This is a genomic window from Sphingobium sp. CFD-1 (genome assembly GCF_024611115.1).
Classification (GTDB): domain Bacteria; phylum Pseudomonadota; class Alphaproteobacteria; order Sphingomonadales; family Sphingomonadaceae; genus Sphingobium; species Sphingobium baderi_A.
Genome location: NZ_CP084398.1, coordinates 2,151,899 through 2,168,958, shown reverse-complemented (window position 1 = coordinate 2,168,958; position 17,060 = coordinate 2,151,899). Strand labels below are relative to the sequence as shown.

Below are 17,060 nucleotides of genomic sequence, written 5' to 3'. Positions count from 1 at the left end.
GTACTTCTGCAGCGCCTGATGCCGCCGCAGGTGCCGGCCAAAAGTCGTTCCTGTCGCCGCGATGTTTGGGGAGGGGATTTTCAGTCAATCCAGCGCAGCTGCGGCGGGTGGCGCGGGACTGGCGCGATCGGCGCCGTTGGATATCCGATAATGATCGGGGCAATCGGCACGAACGCGTCGGAAACGCCAAGCGTTCGCTTGCCGTCCGCCGTTTCGAGCCATCGCTGGGCGAAGCCGATCCAGCAGGATCCCAGGCCCAGCCCGTGTGCCGCCAGCATCAGGTTCTCCGCCGCAAGTGTGGCATTTTCGATAGCCCATCCTCCGGCGCGTGCCGAGACGGTGATGAGGACCGGTGCATGGTAGAAGATGTGGAAATCTGGACTTCCGAGAGTCTCGTGGAGATGTTCCGGAAAGGATCCGCTCGGCATCGTCTCAATCATATGGGCTTTGGCCGCCGCAGAAATCCGATCGAGCAGCGATGTGTTCTGGATAATGGTGAAGTCCCACGGCTGTTCGTTGACAGCGCTCGGGGCCTGAACGGCGGCATCGACCAGGCTCTTCAGCACCTCTTTCGGGACAGGAGCCGCCGTGTAGGCACGTGTCGCGCGGCGTCCGTAGATCGCTTCGGTCAGGTCCATGTGATGCACTCCGCAATAGATTGAAATCCTGGTTCGTCCGATGCCGCGGGCGCGGGTGGGCAATCGTGCGCCGCGGCCTTTTGGTCGGCTCAGAGTCGATCGGAAATGCGGAAGCTCCAATCCGTATAAGAACGGAGTGTCCAAGGCGCCCGAGGGACTAGACTGGCTGTAAGATTCTCCCTTTTGAACGGCTGCCGGATGGATGTGATCGATATGGGGCTGACAGCGAGGAATACGGTACTCTGCCGTGGCCCTTCGGGATCGCCACATGCGCCGGAACAGCATCCTGCCTCCGCGCGAGATGTGGCGTGACGGAGCTGAATACAGCGATCGATCAGGCTGCGTCGCCTGGTATCCCGGCTGGGAACGCCGGTCTGGTCATTCAAACCTCTGAACTGTCCAAATCCTTCGACGGCCGGGTGGTGGTGGACCGGGTGGATCTGCAAATCCACAGTAGGGAGATTTTCGGACTTATCGGTCCCAACGGTGCGGGCAAGTCGACGCTGATCAAGATGCTGACGACCTTGCTACCGCCGTCGGCTGGCAATGCCCGGGTCGCTGGCTATGATCTGGCCCGGGAACCAAGGGCGGTGCGCAGTCACATCGGCTACGTACCCCAGCTTCTATCGGCCGACGGTGCCCTGACCGGCCAAGAGAATCTTCTTCTCTCCGCACGGCTGTATCTCATTCCTCGGGCTCAGCGTGCACAGCGGATCAGGGAAGCCCTCGAACGGACGGAGCTGACCGATGCCGCCGGTCGGCTGGCTCAGCATTATTCCGGCGGCATGCTGCGCCGGCTGGAGATCGCCCAGAGCACGATGCATCGGCCGGCGCTGCTCATCATGGACGAACCCACGGTCGGCCTCGACCCGGTCGCCCGCAACACGGTGTGGGCCCATGTCCGCGATCTCCGCGATCGCTATGGGACGACGATCCTGCTGACGACGCACGTCATGGAGGAAGCCGACGCCCTGTGCGACCGCGTCGGCATCCTGCGCCAGGGCCGGCTCGAAAAGGTGGGAACGCCGGCCGAGCTGAAGGCCGGGATCGGCCCGGACGCCACGCTCGACGATGTCTTTGCCCGGATCGCGGGCGGCGACGAGCAGACGGGCGGCGACATGCATGACGTTCTCCAGACGCGCCGGAGCGCGGCCGAGCATGGCTGACATCCTCGTCCGGATCGGCAACTATGCCACGGAAGTCCATGCGGTGGCGGACGCCGAGCTGCGCAAGCTCCGGCATGACCCGACCGAACTGCTCACCCGCGCCATCCAGCCGGCGATCTGGCTCCTATTGTTCGGCGAGGTGATGGCGCAGGTCCGCGGGCTGACGAGCGGCAACGGCCGATATCTCGATTTCCTGGCACCGGGCATTCTTGCCCAGAGCGTGCTGTTCGCGGCGATCTTCTATGGCATTGCGGTGATCTGGGAGCGCGATCTTGGCGTCCTCCATCGTTACATGGTCAGTCCGGCGCCCCGCAGCGCCCTCGTCCTCGGCAAGGCGATTTCCTCCGCCGTGCGGGGGCTGTCACAGGCGATCATCGTCTATGTGCTTGCCTTGGCGCTCGGCATCGCGATCGATCTCCATGTCCTGCATCTGCTCGGAGTCGCCGCCCTGATCATCTTGGGCTCGGGCCTGTTCTCGACATTTTCGCTGATCATCGCCTGCATCGTGCGGACTCGTGAGCGGTTCATGGGGATCGGGCAGGTGCTGACCATGCCGATCTTCTTCGCCAGCAATGCGATCTATCCGATCGAGATCATGCCGGGATGGCTCAGGGCGATCTCGCTGGCCAATCCGCTCACCTATGAGGTCGATGCCCTGCGCGCACTCATGCTGACGGGCGAGGCGAGCAAATTCGGCGTGGCCACCGATTGCATCGTGCTCGTCGTGATCTCCAGCCTTCTCGTCGTTGTCGCCACGCGCATGTATCCTCGTATGACGATGTAGGCGTTGCAAGGTTCGAGGGTATCGTCGTGCCGGGGCTGGCGCCAGGCACATGAGAAGGGCTGGCGATTTCGGCGGAAAGCCCGGCCGTTGTGCGACACCGCGCAACATCGGCAAGACGGAAATGAGGGAGCAACGGCAATGCCTGCAATCGCCGCCAACAATCGCGAACCAATGCGGCCATTCCCGTTGCCGGAGGTTTACCAACTGCTTGAGCCCGGACCGGTTGTCCTGCTGACGACAGCGCATCGAGGCCGAAGCAATGTAATGACCATGTCATGGCATATGATGGTGGAGTTCACACCGCCATTGCTGGCCTGCGTTGTCAGCAGGGCCGATTTCAGCTTCACAGCACTGCGCGCGACAAGGGAGTGCGTGATCGCCGTCCCGGCCATGGATCTCGCCCCCAAGGTCGTGGAGATCGGCAACTGCTCCGGCCGCAACGTCGACAAGTTCGCCACGATCGGACTGACGCAGCTTCCCGCCGCGCTGGTGGCGCCGCCACTGGTAGCGGAATGCTTCGCCAATCTCGAATGCAGGCTCGTCGAGACACGCTTGGTCAACAAATATAATCTGTTCATTCTGGAGGTCGTCGCGGCCTGGAGCAATCCGGCCCAGAATGATCCGCGGACGATCCACCATCGCGGCTACGGCAGGTTCGTTGTGGATGGTGAGACGATCGTGCTGCCGTCGAGGATGCCCTGATCGTCCACCGTGACGCACAGGCGAAGGATTTGGCGTCAATACGTATGGCGCATCATCCACGTGCGGGGGGATGCTCCCAAAGTCGAGAGGGGCTAAATGCTTGCACACAATTAGGGATACTGACGCATCGCCCATGAGGAATGCCCGCGCGGAATACGCGGGTTCAATCTCTTGCATCCACTTTGGTCCACCGTCGTTCGCCCGCGGGAGCGTCTCGTGCGCGGCCTATGTTTCCGGATCGGGACAGATCACCGCAGCACCGGTCAATCGACCCTCGCGCAGCCGTCGCAATGCGTCGTTCGCGCGCTCCAGTGGAAAAGATTCGGTCACGGTCCTGATCCCCGCCCTTTCCACCATCTCGAAAAAGGAGGTGCCATCCTCGCGCGTCAGATTGGCGACGGAGAGGATCGCGCGCTCACCCCACAAATCGGCGTAGGGGAAAGCAGGGATGTCACTCATGTGAATGCCCGCGCAGACAACGCGGCCGCCCTTGCGTACGACCTTTAGCGCGGCCGGAACCAGCGCTCCTACCGGCGCAAAGATCAGTGCGGCGTCGAGCGGAACGGGAGGGGCCGCCTCGGACGACCCGGCCCAGATACAGCCGAGCGACCGCGCGAACGCCTGTCCGTCCTCGTCGCCGGCCTTGGTGAAGGCATAGACCTCGCGCCCCTGCCATGTCGCGACCTGGGCGAGGATGTGCGCAGCCGCGCCAAAACCGCACAGCCCGATCCTCTGCCCGTCGCCGGCGAGACGCAGCGCGCGCCAGCCGATCAGACCGGCGCACAATAGCGGCGCAGCCTCCACGTCAGTGAAGCGATCCGGCAGCGGGAAGCAATAGCGTGCGTCCGCGACGACATGGCTGGCATAGCCCCCATCGCGGGTACAGCCGGTAAACTCCGGCTGATCGCAGAGATTCTCGTGACCGCTCCTGCAAAAGCTACAGACGCCGCAGGTGTGGCCGAGCCAGGGGACACCGACACGTTGGCCGATCGCGAAACCTGCCGTTCTTGCGCCCATGGCAATCACGCGTCCGACAATTTCGTGGCCCGGGACGATCGGATAATGGGCCGGGATTTCCCCGTCGAGCACATGTAGGTCGGTGCGGCAGACGCCACATGCGAGCACCTTGATCAGGAGCTGTGCCGGACCGGCAACAGGCAGCGGCCGCGTGACCATGCGCAAAGGCTTGCCGGGTCCGTCGAGTTGCATGGCATGCATTTGGCCCATGTCATGATCCTTTCATTGACGGCACGGTAAGTCTCGCACGACTCGCCGGACAGCGCGCTAGGTAGACTTACGCAACGCGATGAAGCTCTCGTCGCGGCACATGACGCTGGCTGGAAGAACGATATACTGAAGGATCCAGCGAGGCAGCGGCCCCCGCCAGCACCATTGTAAGCGCAAGACCAAGCGTCTCGGTTTCAGAGTGGGCTGCTCCCTTGGATGAACCTCGTTGGTTTACTCGCCTTAATGCATCATTGCACAGTCTTGCCATTCTGGCGCAGCCACGCCTGCAGGGCATCGATCTCACGGTTCTGGTCCGTAATGGATTGCGTAGCCATCCGGTTCACGGCGCCCTCAGGCTTGCCGGCGAGGATTAGCCGCGACATCTCCACCGCACCGCGATGATGTTCGATCATCTTGCGGACATAGGTTTCCGTCGCGTCGGCGCCGATCGCATGCATCATCGCCATGTGCATCTTCATCTCGACATGCGGGAAAGGATTGGCAGCGGTCGGTTCCATCATCGGCATCTGACCCATGCCCTGCATGCCACCGCCCATGCCGCCCATCGAACCGGCTGCCGCGGTGCCATGGTCATGTTCGCTGTGGGTATCCGGTGGAAGAGCCGGTTGCGTTGGGGCGGGCTGCACCTGACCGTGGTCATGGTCCGTAGTGGGCATCGGCCCGGGCTGGGCGAACGATGGAGAACTGGCCAAAGTCAGGGCCATACAGGCTGCGAGGGTGACTGCTTTCATTGTTCTGCTCCTGTGAAATCGTTCTAGGCCATACGCAGGCGGCGCATTTTCCCCTCCAATCTCCGCGATTTTTTTTCAGGCGCGACTTGGAGCAGTCGTTGAAGACGCGCTGCGTGGCTATGTGCCGCAGGACGCGGTCGCCAAAATAGGTCGGCTGGTTCAGCTCGGACCTACCCTGGCTCGGCCCGCCGGTGGTGCTGCGGGTAAGCTTGGAAGAGGCTAACGCCGCGTTCGAGGCGGGACGCGAGCAGGACTCTTGAAGGCAGACGCCCTTCTCGACAGCAACCTGCTCATCGCGATGTTAGCGGAAGCCCACGATCATCATGCGCTCTCTCCAGACTTGCTGATCGGCGAAGCGGCGATCGTTCACGACGTTCCGGTGGTCGTCACCTGAAATGTCGGCCACATGCGGAGCCTATTTCCTTCGCTGACTATCGCGACACCCAAGGACGTTGGAAAAGGTCTCGTTCGCTGGGAAATGTTGCATGATCCGACCTATCGCGCTGGCTGCCCCAGGATCACTGAACCGACCTCTTTCCCCGCTAGAGCATCGAGGTGCACGGATGCTGCCGCCACCCTTCATGAACGATGGGCAGCGCATATGTTTGGCCAGCAGGTCCGGTTCGTCGGCAATGACAAGGATACCTTCCACCGACCCGGCTGTTGGCGCGCTCGCTTCGAAATGACGAGGCAGGTCGATCACAGACGAATGACCCGCAATCGCAAGGCATTGGTGATGACGCTCACCGATGACAGCGCCATGGCGGCCGCTGCAATGGCAGGCGAGAGCATCCAGCCAAAGGTTGGATAGAGCGCGCCGGCTGCGATCGGAATGCCCGCGACATTATAGGCGAAGGCGAAGACCAGGTTCTGGCGAATGTTGCGCATCACGGCGCGCGACAACCGCCGCGCGCGCAGGATACCGTTGAGATCGCCTTGCAGCAGCGTAACCCCCGCGCTTTCTATGGCGACATCCGCCCCCGCTCCCATGGCGATCCCGACCTCGGCTGCCGCCAGCGCCGGGGCGTCGTTGACGCCGTCGCCCGCCATGGCGACGCTGCGGCCGTCGGAGCGCAGCTTCTGCACAACGCTGGCCTTGTCTTCGGGCAGAACCTCGGCCTCGACATTATCGATGCCAAGGCGGGCCGCAACGGCAAGAGCGGTAGTGCGATTGTCCCCGGTCATCATGACGATACGGATGCCGTCTGCCTTTAGCTCGCGGACGGCTTGAGCCGAAGTTTCCTTGATAGGATCGGCTATGCCCAGAAGTCCGGCAAGCTTGCCATCGACGCTGGCAAAGATCGCGGTCGCGCCCTCGGCGCGCATCGCCTCGGCCGCTTCGTTGAGCGCAGCCGTATCGATCTTCTGCTCCGCCATGAACCGCGGGCCACCAAGCAGGATATGCTTGCCCGACACTGTGCCGGTCACGCCGCGCCCGACAGGCGAGTCGAAATCGCTCGCCTGTTCGAGCGCCAGCTTGCGGTCCTGCGCGGCGCGCAGAATGGCGTCAGCCAGCGGATGTTCGCTGCCCCGTTCGAGACTGGCCGCAAGGCGCAGAATCTCGTTCTCGTCCCATCCGCTGATGGTGCGGATACCAGTCACAGCGGGTCGGCCTTCGGTCAGCGTTCCGGTCTTGTCGACCACCAACGTGTCGATCTTCTCGAACCGTTCCAGCGCCTCGGCATTCTTGATGAGTACGCCAGCCTGCGCGCCGCGCCCGACGCCGACCATGATCGACATCGGCGTGGCAAGGCCAAGGGCACAGGGACAGGCGATGATTAGCACCGAAACGGCGGCAACGAGGGCATAGGTCAGGCGCGGGTCGGGACCGAACACCGCCCAAGCGGCGGCCGCGATCAGCGCGACCGCGATCACTACGGGCACGAACCAGCCGGAGACCTGATCGGCCATGCGCTGGATCGGCGCACGGCTGCGCTGCGCGTCGGCCACCATCTGGACGATCCGCGAAAGCAGCGTCTCGCTCCCGACCTTCTCGGCGACCATGACGAAGCTGCCCGTCTTGTTGAGCGAGCCGGCGATGACCTTGGCGCCTGCTTCTTTGGTCACCGGCATGGATTCGCCGGTCACCAGTGATTCATCGATCGATACTCGTCCTTCGGCGATGACGCCGTCCACCGGCACCTTCTCGCCGGGCCGAACCCGCAGATGATCGCCGACAATCACGAGGTCGAGCGTGACTTCCTCGTCCTGTCCAGCGGCGGTCACCCTGCGGGCGGTCTTTGGCGCCAGATCAAGCAGGGCCTTGATCGCGCCGGACGTGCGCTCACGCGCGCGCAATTCCAACACTTGGCCGAGCAGGACCAGGACAGTGATGACGGCGGCCGCCTCGAAATAGACCGGCACCGTGCCCATCGAATCCCGGAAGGCGGGCGGAAACAGCGATGGCGCGAAATGGGCAACGAGGCTGTAGACATAGGCGACGCCTACACCCATGGCGACCAGCGTGAACATGTTGAGATGGCGAGATTTGAGCGAGGACCAGCCGCGCGTGAAGAACGGCCAGCCCGCCCACAGCACGACCGGCGTTGCGAGGAAAAACTGGATCCAGTTCGATGTCTGCTTGCCCACGAACATCATAAGGCCGGTCAGATGCCCGCCCATCTCCAGAGCAAAGACCGGAATGGTCAAGATAAGCGCCACCCAGAAACGGCGCGTCATGTCGGCGAGCTCGGGGTTGGGGGCGCTGTCGGCCGATACCATTGCCGGCTCGAGGGTCATGCCGCAGATCGGGCAGGAGCCGGGTCCGATCTGCCGCACCTCGGGATGCATCGGGCAAGTGTAGATGACAGCGTTTGCGACGGCACGGGCCGGTGGCACGTCTTTCTTGTCCAGATACTGGTCCGGGTTTGCGACGAACTTCGACAGGCATCCTGCACTACAGAAGTGGTAGCCTTGGCCCGCATGGGTCGCATGATGCTCGGTCGCTGCTGGATCGACCTTCATGCCGCACACCGGATCAAAGGCAGTGGCCGTACCGCTCGCTTTCGTGTTGCTGCCACAACAGCCCGCACCATGATGATGCGCCTTGTGATCAGTCGATGTCATATCGATTCTCCTTCAACGCAGCGTCATGTGGGGTCTGACATCATGTCAGGGTCAAGCCCTCATTTGCCGGAACACGGTTCATCTCGGGCTTGAGGTTCGCCATTTCGGAAAGAAGCCGCCGGTGCGCGCCATATATTGGCGATAGGCATCGCCAAATTGAGCGATCGCAACCTTCTCTTCGTGGTGGGCAAGGCGGACGTACATGACGACGAGAACCGGATACATGGCCAGCGTCAGCAGCGTCGGCCATTGCAGCAGGAACCCGGTCAGAATGAGGATGAAGCCGGCATATTGCGGGTGCCGCAGCCGTGCATAAATGCCGGTGGTCGCCATTGCGTTGTGTTGCTGCGCCGCATGGAGCACGGCCCAGCCGACCGAGATCATCGAGAAACCACCGCCGATCAGGACAAAGCTGGCAATGTGGAATGGACCGAAATGCGGGTTGATCCGCCATCCGAACATCATCTCGAGCAGATGGCCGGCATCATGCGAAAACCAGTTGACGCTGGGATAGTGCGACTGGAGCCAGCCCGCGAACAGGTAGATGGTAAGCGGGAAGCCGTACATTTCGGCGAAGAGCGCGACGAGAAAGGCGCTGAACGCGCTGAAACTGCGCCAGTCCCTTGCCGATTGCGGTTTGAAGAAACTCAGAGCGAACAGAATGAACACCATCGAGTTGACGAAGGCCAGGCCCCAGAGGCCGAAGCCCTGCATTTGATGCGCGCCCATGGTGCCCTCCATCATTGCACACCGGCGTCACCGGTCCCCTGTGATTTGCTTGAAGGAGTCCCGCCGCCATGTTTGTGACCATGGTGCATGAAGAGGTGCATGATCGGGCAGGACAGGAAGAGCAGGAATGGCAGCGCGTTCAGCACATGCGCGGTATGCTCGGTGAAGAGATAATAGCCCGCGACGACGGCGAACCCGACGAAGATGAGTTTGGCGCGGCCCGACATCTTGCCGCCGTAATGGGCCTCATGATCCGACATGGGGTGTTCCTTCGAGACGAGGGGAAGCTTGGTGGCACGCATTGCCTTGCGAAGGGGCGCTGAAGCTGGTCACCAGCCTGGTTCCAGGATTCCGAGCCACGCAACCTGTCCAAGGACCAGGACTGCGGCGGCAAACTCCACCGCCATGGTCGCCTTGATCCGCCCCAGCGCCGTTCTCGAGGCTGGAAGCACGCTCGATCGCAGAGGAACAAGCCGAAACCGGTGGAGCGCAGCCAGCGCCAGCATGAGGCCGAACAGCGCAAGCTTGCCGCCCATCAGAACCATATAGGTCGAGCCGGAGGGAGGGCTAAAAGGTTGTGCGCCGAGGACGGCCATGCCGTTGACCAGGCCGGTCGCGATCAGCAGCGCGACGATAATCGACCCCACGATGCCGAAACCGCTGAGGGATCGCTGCGCGACCGCCAAGTCAACGAGCGAGGCCGTTGGGCGACCCACTATGAAGAAAAAACAGGCAATGGCGCCAATCCATGCGCCTGCGGCCAGAAGATGCACGATGTCGGCAAGGAGATGTGGCCATGCCAATGCGCCTTCTGTGGCGACACCGTGCCCGTTCCAGGCCAGCGATGCGAGGGCGATACCGCTGAGCGCGGCAGCGCTGGCCATCGTATCTGTTCGACGCACCGGTGCGAGCAGGACAAGGCACAAGGCCAGCATGGTCGCGGCAAGCCGCAGCGCGAAGGCCCAGCCAACCCGAGTGTTCAGCAGGATCAAACGGGCAAGTTCGAGGTCGAGGCCGTCGATCGATGTGCCCGACATGCTGGCCAGCAACAGGGCAAAGCCGACGATGTTCAGGCCTGCAGCACATAGGCTGAGCGGGATCAGCCATGCTCGGAACGGGATCTGGCCCCGTTGCGGCGCACGCAGGGCGTAGAGACCGAAGAGCGGGACGCCGAACAGGAGCCCCTCGATCGCAAAGAGGCCGAAGCGGACAGCAATGACCGGCCCCTCGGACATGGCCTTCAGTTGACCGTGAAGGCGAAGTGGTTTTCGACCCGGTGGGTGTCTGCGGCTACCGCATGCCAGGTCACGATATAGCCGCCGCGCGGCAATGCGCTCGCCAAAGTCGCGATGAGGGTTTTGCCATCCGAGGAGATTGTCGTTTTCACTACCGGCACAGACGTTATGGCCATGTGTGCCATATGATCCGAGTGCGGCATGCCAGCCATGCCGGCAGGCGTGATCTCAAGACCGGTCAACTGGGGCAATAGCCGTTCGGTGAAGCGCAGCATGACCTGCCGGGCCGAAGCAACGGATGCCTGGGCGGCGGGAATCGACGCAACCAGCCTCGGGTGCGCCAGCGCGGGCATGGTCGTCGTCATTGCGGCGGCGGCGAGGGCAGTGGCGATGATTTTGATGGCCTTCATGAAGCGCTCCTCGGATATCTCGCTGTCCATACGCAGGCCGAGCGCTCACCCCTCGGATCGTGCGGCCATTAATTTGAGGGGTCGGAGTATTCCTTGCGTATGACGAAGCGCGCAGTTCGGAGAAACAGAATGACAGATATAGAAAACGCGCTCGCGCGCCTGCGAGCGTTGCCGGTGGATCCCCGGCTCAACGCGATCGATGCAGCGGTACTCAATGGCTTGAATCAGCAATTGGCCGGCGATCGCTCGTCCGGGCGGCTGTTCGTCACGGCCGCCGCCGTCGCGCTTGTGACCGGCATCCTAGGATCGAGCTTTCCGGGTGAACCCGCAACTGCGGCAACCACCGCCTTTCCGTTCGGCGCTCCAGCAGCGCTCGCACCGTCAACATTGCTGGCGGGCGCGCGATGACCGATCGGTCCCGCTTCCTGTTCGTTATATTGATCGCATTCGGCGCGGCATTGGCGGGCGTCTTTGTCGGCCGCAGCTATATCGTGGCGCCGCCGCCGGTCGAAAGCGAGCTCCATCAACTGCTCCACGAGGAGCTCGATCTTGATCCCACTCAGGAAACCAGGATAGAGGCAATCGAAGCCCGGTTCGCCATCCAGAAACAGGCGCTCGAACTGGAATTGCGCGCCGACAATGCCCGTCTGGCGCAGGCCATCCAGACCGAACATGGCTACGGCCTGCAGGTCAGCGCTGCCATCGACCGCTCACACAAGGCGATGGGTGAACTGCAGAAGGTGACGCTCGAGCATATCTTCGCGATGCGTGGCGTGCTCCGACCCGAGCAGGCCACACGTTTTGACGACGCAGTGGTCAAGGCGCTGACCGTCGAGGCAAAATGAGCCTCGATCTCGCCGAATGTTCGGACGGCGAACTGGCGGCGCTGGCGATCGGGGGGCGGCAAAGCGCTTATACCGAATTGATGCGCCGGCATCGCGAAGCCATTTTCCGCTTCGCCCGCGCGCACACCGCCGATGACGATGCGGCGCTCGATATCACACAGCAGACCTTCATCGCCGGCTTTGCGGCGCTGAAGCGCTACGATCGGTCGCGACCGATGAAACATTGGCTGACCCGCATTGCGCTCAACAAATGTCGGGATTGGGGACGGCGCCGAAAGGTGCGTGCGCTCTTCGCCTTTGCTGCGCCCTTGGAAGGCGCGCCCGATCCGGTTGACACGTCCGCCGACGTCGAGCGCGAAGCCAGTGACCGCCAGGAACTGGCCGAAGTGATGCACGCAATGGTCAAACTGCCCGCAAAGCTCAAGGACGTGCTGGTGCTGCGCGCCATCGAGGGGGCGTCGCAAGCAGAAGCTGCCGCGATCCTGGGCATCACCGAGAAAGCCGTCGAAACGCGGCTTCATCGCGCGCGAAACAAATTGCAGGAAGTTTTGAGGGCCTGAAGCGCGATTTGCGTATTGGCGCACAACAGATCCCGAACAGGCAGCCCGTCCATGACGACCTCTCCCGTCTCGCTACCGGCCCTTGATCGCCGGACGCTCCTGCGTGGCGCCGGCCTTGGCGGCGGGGCCCTTGCGCTTGCCGCGTGGATGCCCGTCTGGGCGCAGCCGGTATCGCGCGGTATCGCCAAACCCTTGCCCGAGCTTTCGGGCGACAGCATCTCCTTGCGGGTCGCGCACGAGACGGTGAAGGTCGACGGACGGCAGGCACATGTGATCGCCATGAATGGCACCGTTCCTGCCCCATTGCTGCGCCTGCGCGAAGGGCAGACCGTTCGAATCACCGTCGATAACGCGCTGGATGAGCAGACGTCGCTGCACTGGCATGGCCTGTTGGTGCCCTTCCAGATGGACGGCGTCCCGGGCCTGAGCTTCCCCGGCATCTCCGCGCGCTCATCCTTCACCTATGAGTTTCCGATCACGCAGTCGGGCACCTACTGGTATCACAGCCATTCGGGTCTGCAGGAGGCGATGGGGCAGTACGGCCCGATCGTCATTGACCCCAGGGGCGCCGATCCGATCGCCTATGATCGCGAACATGTCGTGATGTTCTCCGACCACAGCTTCGTGCATCCGCACAAGCTGTTCACCAAGCTCAAGCAGGAGCCGGGCTACTATAACCGACAGAAGCAGACGCTGGTGGGGCTGCTCGGGGGAAAGGACCAGAAGCACGCTGATCGCCTGGAATGGGCGCGGATGCGGATGGACCCGACCGACATCCTTGATGTGACGGGTGCGGCCTATACCTATGTCGTCAACGGCTATGGTCCGCAGGACAATTGGACCGCGCTGTTCAAACCGGGCGAGCGGGTGAGGCTGCGGCTGATCAACGCCGCCGCCATGACGATCTTCAATGTTCGCATCCCGGGCCTGCAAATGACCGTGGTTGCCGCCGATGGGCATCCGATCCGCCCGGTTGCTGTCGATGAGCTCCAGATGACGATCGCGGAGACCTATGACGTCATCGTCACGCCCATTGAAGACCGCGCCTTCGCCATCGTCGGCGAGGCGATCGACCGTTCCGGCATGGCGCGCGCCACGCTCGCGCCGCGCGAGGGCATGGCCGGCGAAGTGCCGCCGCTGCGCGATCGACCGCTGCTGACGATGACGGACATGGGCATGGGCGCGATGGAAGCGCCGACCGGGCCGAGCGGCCAGGCCGGGCAAGAAATGGTGGGTATGGACATGCCCGGGATGGATATGTCCGGAATGAGTCATGGTGCGGGCCATGCCGCGCCAATGCATCATGGTTCCGCCAGCGCGTCTGGGCATTCGATGAAGATGCGCGATGGCGTCAATGCACCGCAGGTGGTGCTGGGACCAGGCGTTCAGACCATCGCACCGATGCCGATGGACCGCACTGGCGAACGCGGCGTCGGCCTGGAAAGTGCTGGACACAAGGTGCTCACCTATCGCGACCTGGTCGCGCTCGATCGCAATCCCGACGTCCGAGCTGCCGCGCGCGAGGTCGAACTGCATCTCACGGGCAACATGGAACGCTATATGTGGTCCATCGATGGCCAGACGCTGTCGGAATCACGGACTCCGATCCCGGTTCGCACCGGCGAGCGGGTGCGCATAACGCTTATCAACGACACCATGATGAACCACCCCATCCACCTGCACGGCCATTTCTTCGAGCTGGTGACGGGGCATGGCGATCATTCCCCGCGCAAGCACACGGTCAACGTGCCGCCGGGCGGCAAGGTCAGCTTCGACATGACCGGCATCTATGGCGACTGGGCGTTCCACTGCCACATGTTCCTCCACATGCACGCGGGTATGATCCGCGTGGTGCAAGTGCGCAATTCGCGAGATGCCGCATGAACGCGCTCGGACTTCTCGGGCTTTCGCCACTCCTGTTCGCCGCATCGGTGTCCGCTCAGACGACGGATCAGTCGGGCCATCAGGGCCACGACATGTCGACCATAGCGATGCCGGCGCAGCCGGCGACGCTGCCCGATCCGCATGCTGGTCACGCCAAGCCAAACCCGGACACGCAGTCGCAGGATCGCCGGGACATGGGCGCCATGCTGATGCCTGCCGCGGCGTCAGGCAAGCCCGCTGGCCCGGCGGGAACCGACGTCGACCCCGGCAGCGTGCCACCACCGCCGGTTGTGATCGACCGGCCTGCCGATCGCTATTTCGATCCGCAGGCGATGGCCGCCGCCCAGGCCAATCTGCTGGGCGAGCATGGCGGCATGACCTTCCATAAAATACTGTTCAATCTGGCTGAATATCAGGCGCGCAAGGGTCGCGATGGCTACCGCTGGGACGCGAGCGCATGGTTCGGCGGCGACATCGACCGGTTGGCGCTCAAATCTGAAGGTGAGGGTAGCTTCGGCGAACCGGTCGAGCAAGGCGAAGTGCAGGCGCTCTGGTCGCATGCGGTCGATCCCTATTGGAACGTGCAGGGCGGTGTTCGGCAGGACTTCGGCAAGGGACCGAACCGCACCTATGCCAGCATCGGGATCGAAGGCCTCGCGCCCTATTGGTTCGATCTTGGCGCTTCAGCCTTTGTGTCGACCAAGGGTGACGTGCTGGCCCGCGTGGAAGGCGACATTGATCAGCGCATCACCCAGCGGCTGATCCTCCAGCCCCGCGTCGAAGCCAATTTTGCCGCGCAGAACATCCCCGAGAATGGGATCGGCGCCGGCCTCTCGAATCTCGAGCTCGGATTGCGGTTGCGCTATGAGGTCGCCAGGGAATTCGCGCCCTATGTCGGCGTTTCCTGGGACCGAAGGTTCGGCGAGACGGCGCGCATCGCGCGGGCCGCAGGAGAACGAGCGTCATCCACGAGCTTCGTCTCTGGGATTAGGTTCTGGTTCTAGCCCTACCGCCAGCCCGAAGCGCGCGGTCCGAACGTGGCGCTACGCAGGGACAGACCGATCAGCAAGAAGGCGACCCCCTGGAATAGCAGGTCGATCGACAGAATCAGTCCGAGAACCCAGATCGAATTGACTGGCCAGCCGAGTGCAATCACCAGCGCGGCGGCAATGCTCGCGACGGCCGAGACGGCCATCCATCCCCAACCAGACGGCGTGCGCGTTGTCAATGCTATGAAGAGGCGCAGCGCGCCGGAGAGCCCGAGCGAGACGGCGAGGAACAGGGTGAGCAGGGTGGCGGCGAACAGGGGATCGAGGAACATCGCGACGGCGGCCGCAAGATAAAGCAGGCCGCTCAGGAGCCAGAATGCGAACCGCGCCCACTTTTTGACGCCGAAGGCATGGATGATCTGGAACGCGCCGGCGGCGAGCATGATGGCGCCGACGTAAAAAGTCGCTGCAACGGTCGTGATGAACAGATTCGCGGAGGCGATGGCCCCCAGCAGGATAAGTGCGATGCCGAGCACCGTGAACCAGCACCATGCGCCGCGTTGCTCCAGCGAAGCCGGACCGTCGCCGAAGCGCGATCCTTGCGTGTTGATCATGATGTTCGTCTCCTCTGTGTGTGCGGTCCAACGCCCAACGACTGCTTGCTAGGCTCCGGCGGTGTCCCGCACACTCCGTTTATCTACGGATTGGCGCCCCGAGGGTCAGTTCAGCGCATTGTCCAGACAATGTCGGCGCGAATGCCGACGCCGTCGCAGGAGCTGCCAGATGTCGCCGCCGACGAGGAAATCCCGACCCATGGCTTGTGACCCTATGTAGCCAGCCAGAGTCTACCTTGGCGGCGGCGCGATCGTGTTCCTTGCGACGGCGGTTTTCCTGATCCGTGATGCGAATGCCCGGGACTCGATATCACCATTTTCGAGCAGCTTCACCGCCCGGTGGCGGGGGGAACCCGGGCGATGAGCATGTGCTGCATGGCCGCCAGATGCTCGAAAGCAAATCTGTGCACCTACGACCTGTTATCCGAGAGTTCGACGCTCAACGAGAGCCGGACGGTCACCGAGAAAATATTCGAGAGCGCGGCCGTTCTGGTGTGGCGAACGGCGATGCGCCATATCGACCAGCGCATTTCGCAACGATATCGTCGCCTACCAGAGCCGACCAACGCGCGTTTACGCGATGATGATGTCGTTCCGCACATCGGTCACGCCCGGCGCGGCCCATGCCGTTGCCGCAGCGACTTGCCTGTCATGGGGCGAGTGAACCGTTCCGGCGAGCACGACATTCCCCTCCTGCGCGCTGACCGTGACGGTCTTCGGGTCGAAAAACCAGGAGCGATGGAGCGCGTGCATGATCTCGTCGCTGATATTCGAGACATCGACCTTGCGCTTGATCGTGACCTGGTTGGACACGCCGATAACGCCGAGCAGCCGCCGGATATCCTGTTCGGCGCTGTCCCTCTGATAGTGCCAGTCGACCTCGCCGGTCAGGGTGATCCACCCCTTTTCAACCTGTACCTTGATGGCGTCGCGTGGAACGGACACGTCCCAGGCGAGCCGATCGACTGCGGCTGCCGCTATATCGTCGTCATCGCGCTGACTATCAAAGGGGAGCCGGATCTCGATCTCTTCGGCCACGGCCTTGACGCCCTTCACCCTGCGGGCCGCAGCCTCGGCTGCCTGCTTTTCCGCGAAACTCTCGACATGGCCCGTGAGCGTCACGACGCCTGCGTTCGCAGTGACGCCGATATGGGCGGCGGTCACGCTCGGTTCCCAGCTCAGCTCGGCGAGCACGGACTGTTGAAGATGACTATCCTGGGGACATGATGTTCTCCAAAGCGATCGACAAAGGGAAGCTGCGCGTCTTGATCGACGATCCTCCTTACAGGTGTCATGTGACAGACAGGCGCAAACTACCTTCGCTCCGACGGAATTTGACTCCTGTAGAGGCAACTCGTCGCGCATCGGCCTTCTAAGCCGGGCTTGCAGGGCCGGCATTCCGGAGTTTTACTGGCGGGTCGTCCACGCATAAGCATCTGGGATCGGCTTCCGCACCGCC

At 62.9% G+C, this 17,060-nt stretch carries 19 protein-coding genes; 9 read left to right on the top strand and 10 right to left on the bottom strand.

Annotated elements, in window-relative coordinates; all coding sequences use genetic code 11:
* Positions 1 to 80: 80 nt before the first annotated feature.
* Positions 81 to 638 carry a nitroreductase gene (locus LDB26_RS11025; RefSeq protein WP_257538421.1) on the bottom strand — a complete coding sequence of 186 codons (558 nt, stop codon included), beginning with the start codon at positions 636 to 638 and terminating at the stop codon, positions 81 to 83.
* Between the two features lie 308 nt (positions 639 to 946).
* On the opposite strand from LDB26_RS11025, the gene LDB26_RS11020 reads away from it, so the two are divergent.
* The 3 genes from LDB26_RS11020 (at position 947) to LDB26_RS11010 (ending at position 3,290) form a co-directional block, all read left to right on the top strand.
* On the top strand, positions 947 to 1,804 hold the full coding sequence (locus LDB26_RS11020; protein WP_257538419.1) for an ABC transporter ATP-binding protein: 858 nt from the start codon (positions 947 to 949) through the stop codon (positions 1,802 to 1,804).
* Positions 1,797 to 2,588 carry an ABC transporter permease gene (locus tag LDB26_RS11015; RefSeq protein WP_257538417.1) on the top strand — a complete coding sequence of 264 codons (792 nt, stop codon included), beginning with the start codon at positions 1,797 to 1,799 and terminating at the stop codon, positions 2,586 to 2,588. Before LDB26_RS11020 ends, LDB26_RS11015 begins: the two co-directional genes overlap by 8 nt.
* Positions 2,589 to 2,726: 138 nt before the next feature.
* Positions 2,727 to 3,290, top strand: coding sequence for a flavin reductase family protein (locus LDB26_RS11010; protein ID WP_306812027.1), 564 nt, complete (start codon positions 2,727 to 2,729; stop codon positions 3,288 to 3,290).
* Between the two features lie 225 nt (positions 3,291 to 3,515).
* Here the strand turns inward: LDB26_RS11010 and LDB26_RS11005 are convergent, their stop codons facing one another.
* Both LDB26_RS11005 and LDB26_RS11000 read right to left on the bottom strand, forming a co-directional pair.
* On the bottom strand, positions 3,516 to 4,508 hold the full coding sequence (locus tag LDB26_RS11005) for a zinc-dependent alcohol dehydrogenase family protein (RefSeq protein ID WP_257538415.1): 993 nt from the start codon (positions 4,506 to 4,508) through the stop codon (positions 3,516 to 3,518).
* A gap of 257 nt (positions 4,509 to 4,765) precedes the next feature.
* Entirely contained in the window at positions 4,766 to 5,269 is a 504-nt protein-coding gene (locus LDB26_RS11000) for a DUF305 domain-containing protein (protein ID WP_257538413.1), read from the bottom strand.
* Positions 5,270 to 5,525: 256 nt separating this feature from the next.
* On the opposite strand from LDB26_RS11000, the gene LDB26_RS10995 reads away from it, so the two are divergent.
* Positions 5,526 to 5,663, top strand: a complete 138-nt coding sequence (locus LDB26_RS10995) for a hypothetical protein (RefSeq protein WP_257538411.1) — start codon at positions 5,526 to 5,528, stop codon at positions 5,661 to 5,663.
* A gap of 305 nt (positions 5,664 to 5,968) precedes the next feature.
* On the opposite strand, the gene LDB26_RS10990 is transcribed toward LDB26_RS10995, so the two are convergent.
* From LDB26_RS10990 to LDB26_RS10970, 5 genes are all read right to left on the bottom strand, one after another.
* The gene (locus LDB26_RS10990) at positions 5,969 to 8,335 is read right to left on the bottom strand and encodes a heavy metal translocating P-type ATPase (RefSeq protein WP_373886105.1); all 2,367 of its coding nucleotides are present in this window, start codon (positions 8,333 to 8,335) and stop codon (positions 5,969 to 5,971) included.
* 78 nt (positions 8,336 to 8,413) lie between these two features.
* On the bottom strand, positions 8,414 to 9,064 hold the full coding sequence (locus LDB26_RS10985; protein ID WP_257538409.1) for an isoprenylcysteine carboxylmethyltransferase family protein: 651 nt from the start codon (positions 9,062 to 9,064) through the stop codon (positions 8,414 to 8,416).
* A gap of 11 nt (positions 9,065 to 9,075) precedes the next feature.
* Complete coding sequence (locus tag LDB26_RS10980; protein ID WP_257538407.1) at positions 9,076 to 9,324, bottom strand: DUF2933 domain-containing protein; 249 nt, start codon at positions 9,322 to 9,324, stop codon at positions 9,076 to 9,078.
* Positions 9,325 to 9,393: 69 nt separating this feature from the next.
* Positions 9,394 to 10,299 carry a copper homeostasis membrane protein CopD gene (copD, locus tag LDB26_RS10975; protein WP_257538405.1) on the bottom strand — a complete coding sequence of 302 codons (906 nt, stop codon included), beginning with the start codon at positions 10,297 to 10,299 and terminating at the stop codon, positions 9,394 to 9,396.
* A 5-nt stretch (positions 10,300 to 10,304) separates the two neighbouring features.
* Positions 10,305 to 10,709: a copper resistance protein CopC gene (locus LDB26_RS10970; RefSeq protein WP_257538404.1), complete on the bottom strand. Its 405-nt coding sequence runs from the start codon at positions 10,707 to 10,709 to the stop codon at positions 10,305 to 10,307.
* A gap of 129 nt (positions 10,710 to 10,838) precedes the next feature.
* Between LDB26_RS10970 and LDB26_RS10965 the strand changes: the two genes are divergently transcribed.
* Genes LDB26_RS10965 through LDB26_RS10945 form a run of 5 tightly spaced genes read left to right on the top strand, consistent with a single transcriptional unit; the run spans position 10,839 to position 15,002 of the window.
* Entirely contained in the window at positions 10,839 to 11,117 is a 279-nt protein-coding gene (locus LDB26_RS10965; RefSeq protein WP_257538403.1) for a hypothetical protein, read from the top strand.
* Positions 11,114 to 11,554, top strand: a complete 441-nt coding sequence (locus tag LDB26_RS10960; RefSeq protein ID WP_257538402.1) for a periplasmic heavy metal sensor — start codon at positions 11,114 to 11,116, stop codon at positions 11,552 to 11,554. Before LDB26_RS10965 ends, LDB26_RS10960 begins: the two co-directional genes overlap by 4 nt.
* Positions 11,551 to 12,114, top strand: coding sequence for an RNA polymerase sigma factor (locus LDB26_RS10955; protein ID WP_257538401.1), 564 nt, complete (start codon positions 11,551 to 11,553; stop codon positions 12,112 to 12,114). Before LDB26_RS10960 ends, LDB26_RS10955 begins: the two co-directional genes overlap by 4 nt.
* A 51-nt stretch (positions 12,115 to 12,165) precedes the next feature.
* Positions 12,166 to 13,998 carry a copper resistance system multicopper oxidase gene (locus tag LDB26_RS10950; protein WP_257538400.1) on the top strand — a complete coding sequence of 611 codons (1,833 nt, stop codon included), beginning with the start codon at positions 12,166 to 12,168 and terminating at the stop codon, positions 13,996 to 13,998.
* Positions 13,995 to 15,002 carry a copper resistance protein B gene (locus tag LDB26_RS10945; protein WP_257538399.1) on the top strand — a complete coding sequence of 336 codons (1,008 nt, stop codon included), beginning with the start codon at positions 13,995 to 13,997 and terminating at the stop codon, positions 15,000 to 15,002. Before LDB26_RS10950 ends, LDB26_RS10945 begins: the two co-directional genes overlap by 4 nt.
* Before the next feature lie 2 nt (positions 15,003 to 15,004).
* Here the strand turns inward: LDB26_RS10945 and LDB26_RS10940 are convergent, their stop codons facing one another.
* Together LDB26_RS10940 and LDB26_RS10935 are read right to left on the bottom strand one after the other, a co-directional pair.
* Positions 15,005 to 15,601 carry an HdeD family acid-resistance protein gene (locus LDB26_RS10940; RefSeq protein ID WP_257538398.1) on the bottom strand — a complete coding sequence of 199 codons (597 nt, stop codon included), beginning with the start codon at positions 15,599 to 15,601 and terminating at the stop codon, positions 15,005 to 15,007.
* A 573-nt stretch (positions 15,602 to 16,174) separates the two neighbouring features.
* Positions 16,175 to 16,966, bottom strand: coding sequence for a BON domain-containing protein (locus LDB26_RS10935; protein ID WP_257538397.1), 792 nt, complete (start codon positions 16,964 to 16,966; stop codon positions 16,175 to 16,177).
* Positions 16,967 to 17,060: the final 94 nt, after the last annotated feature.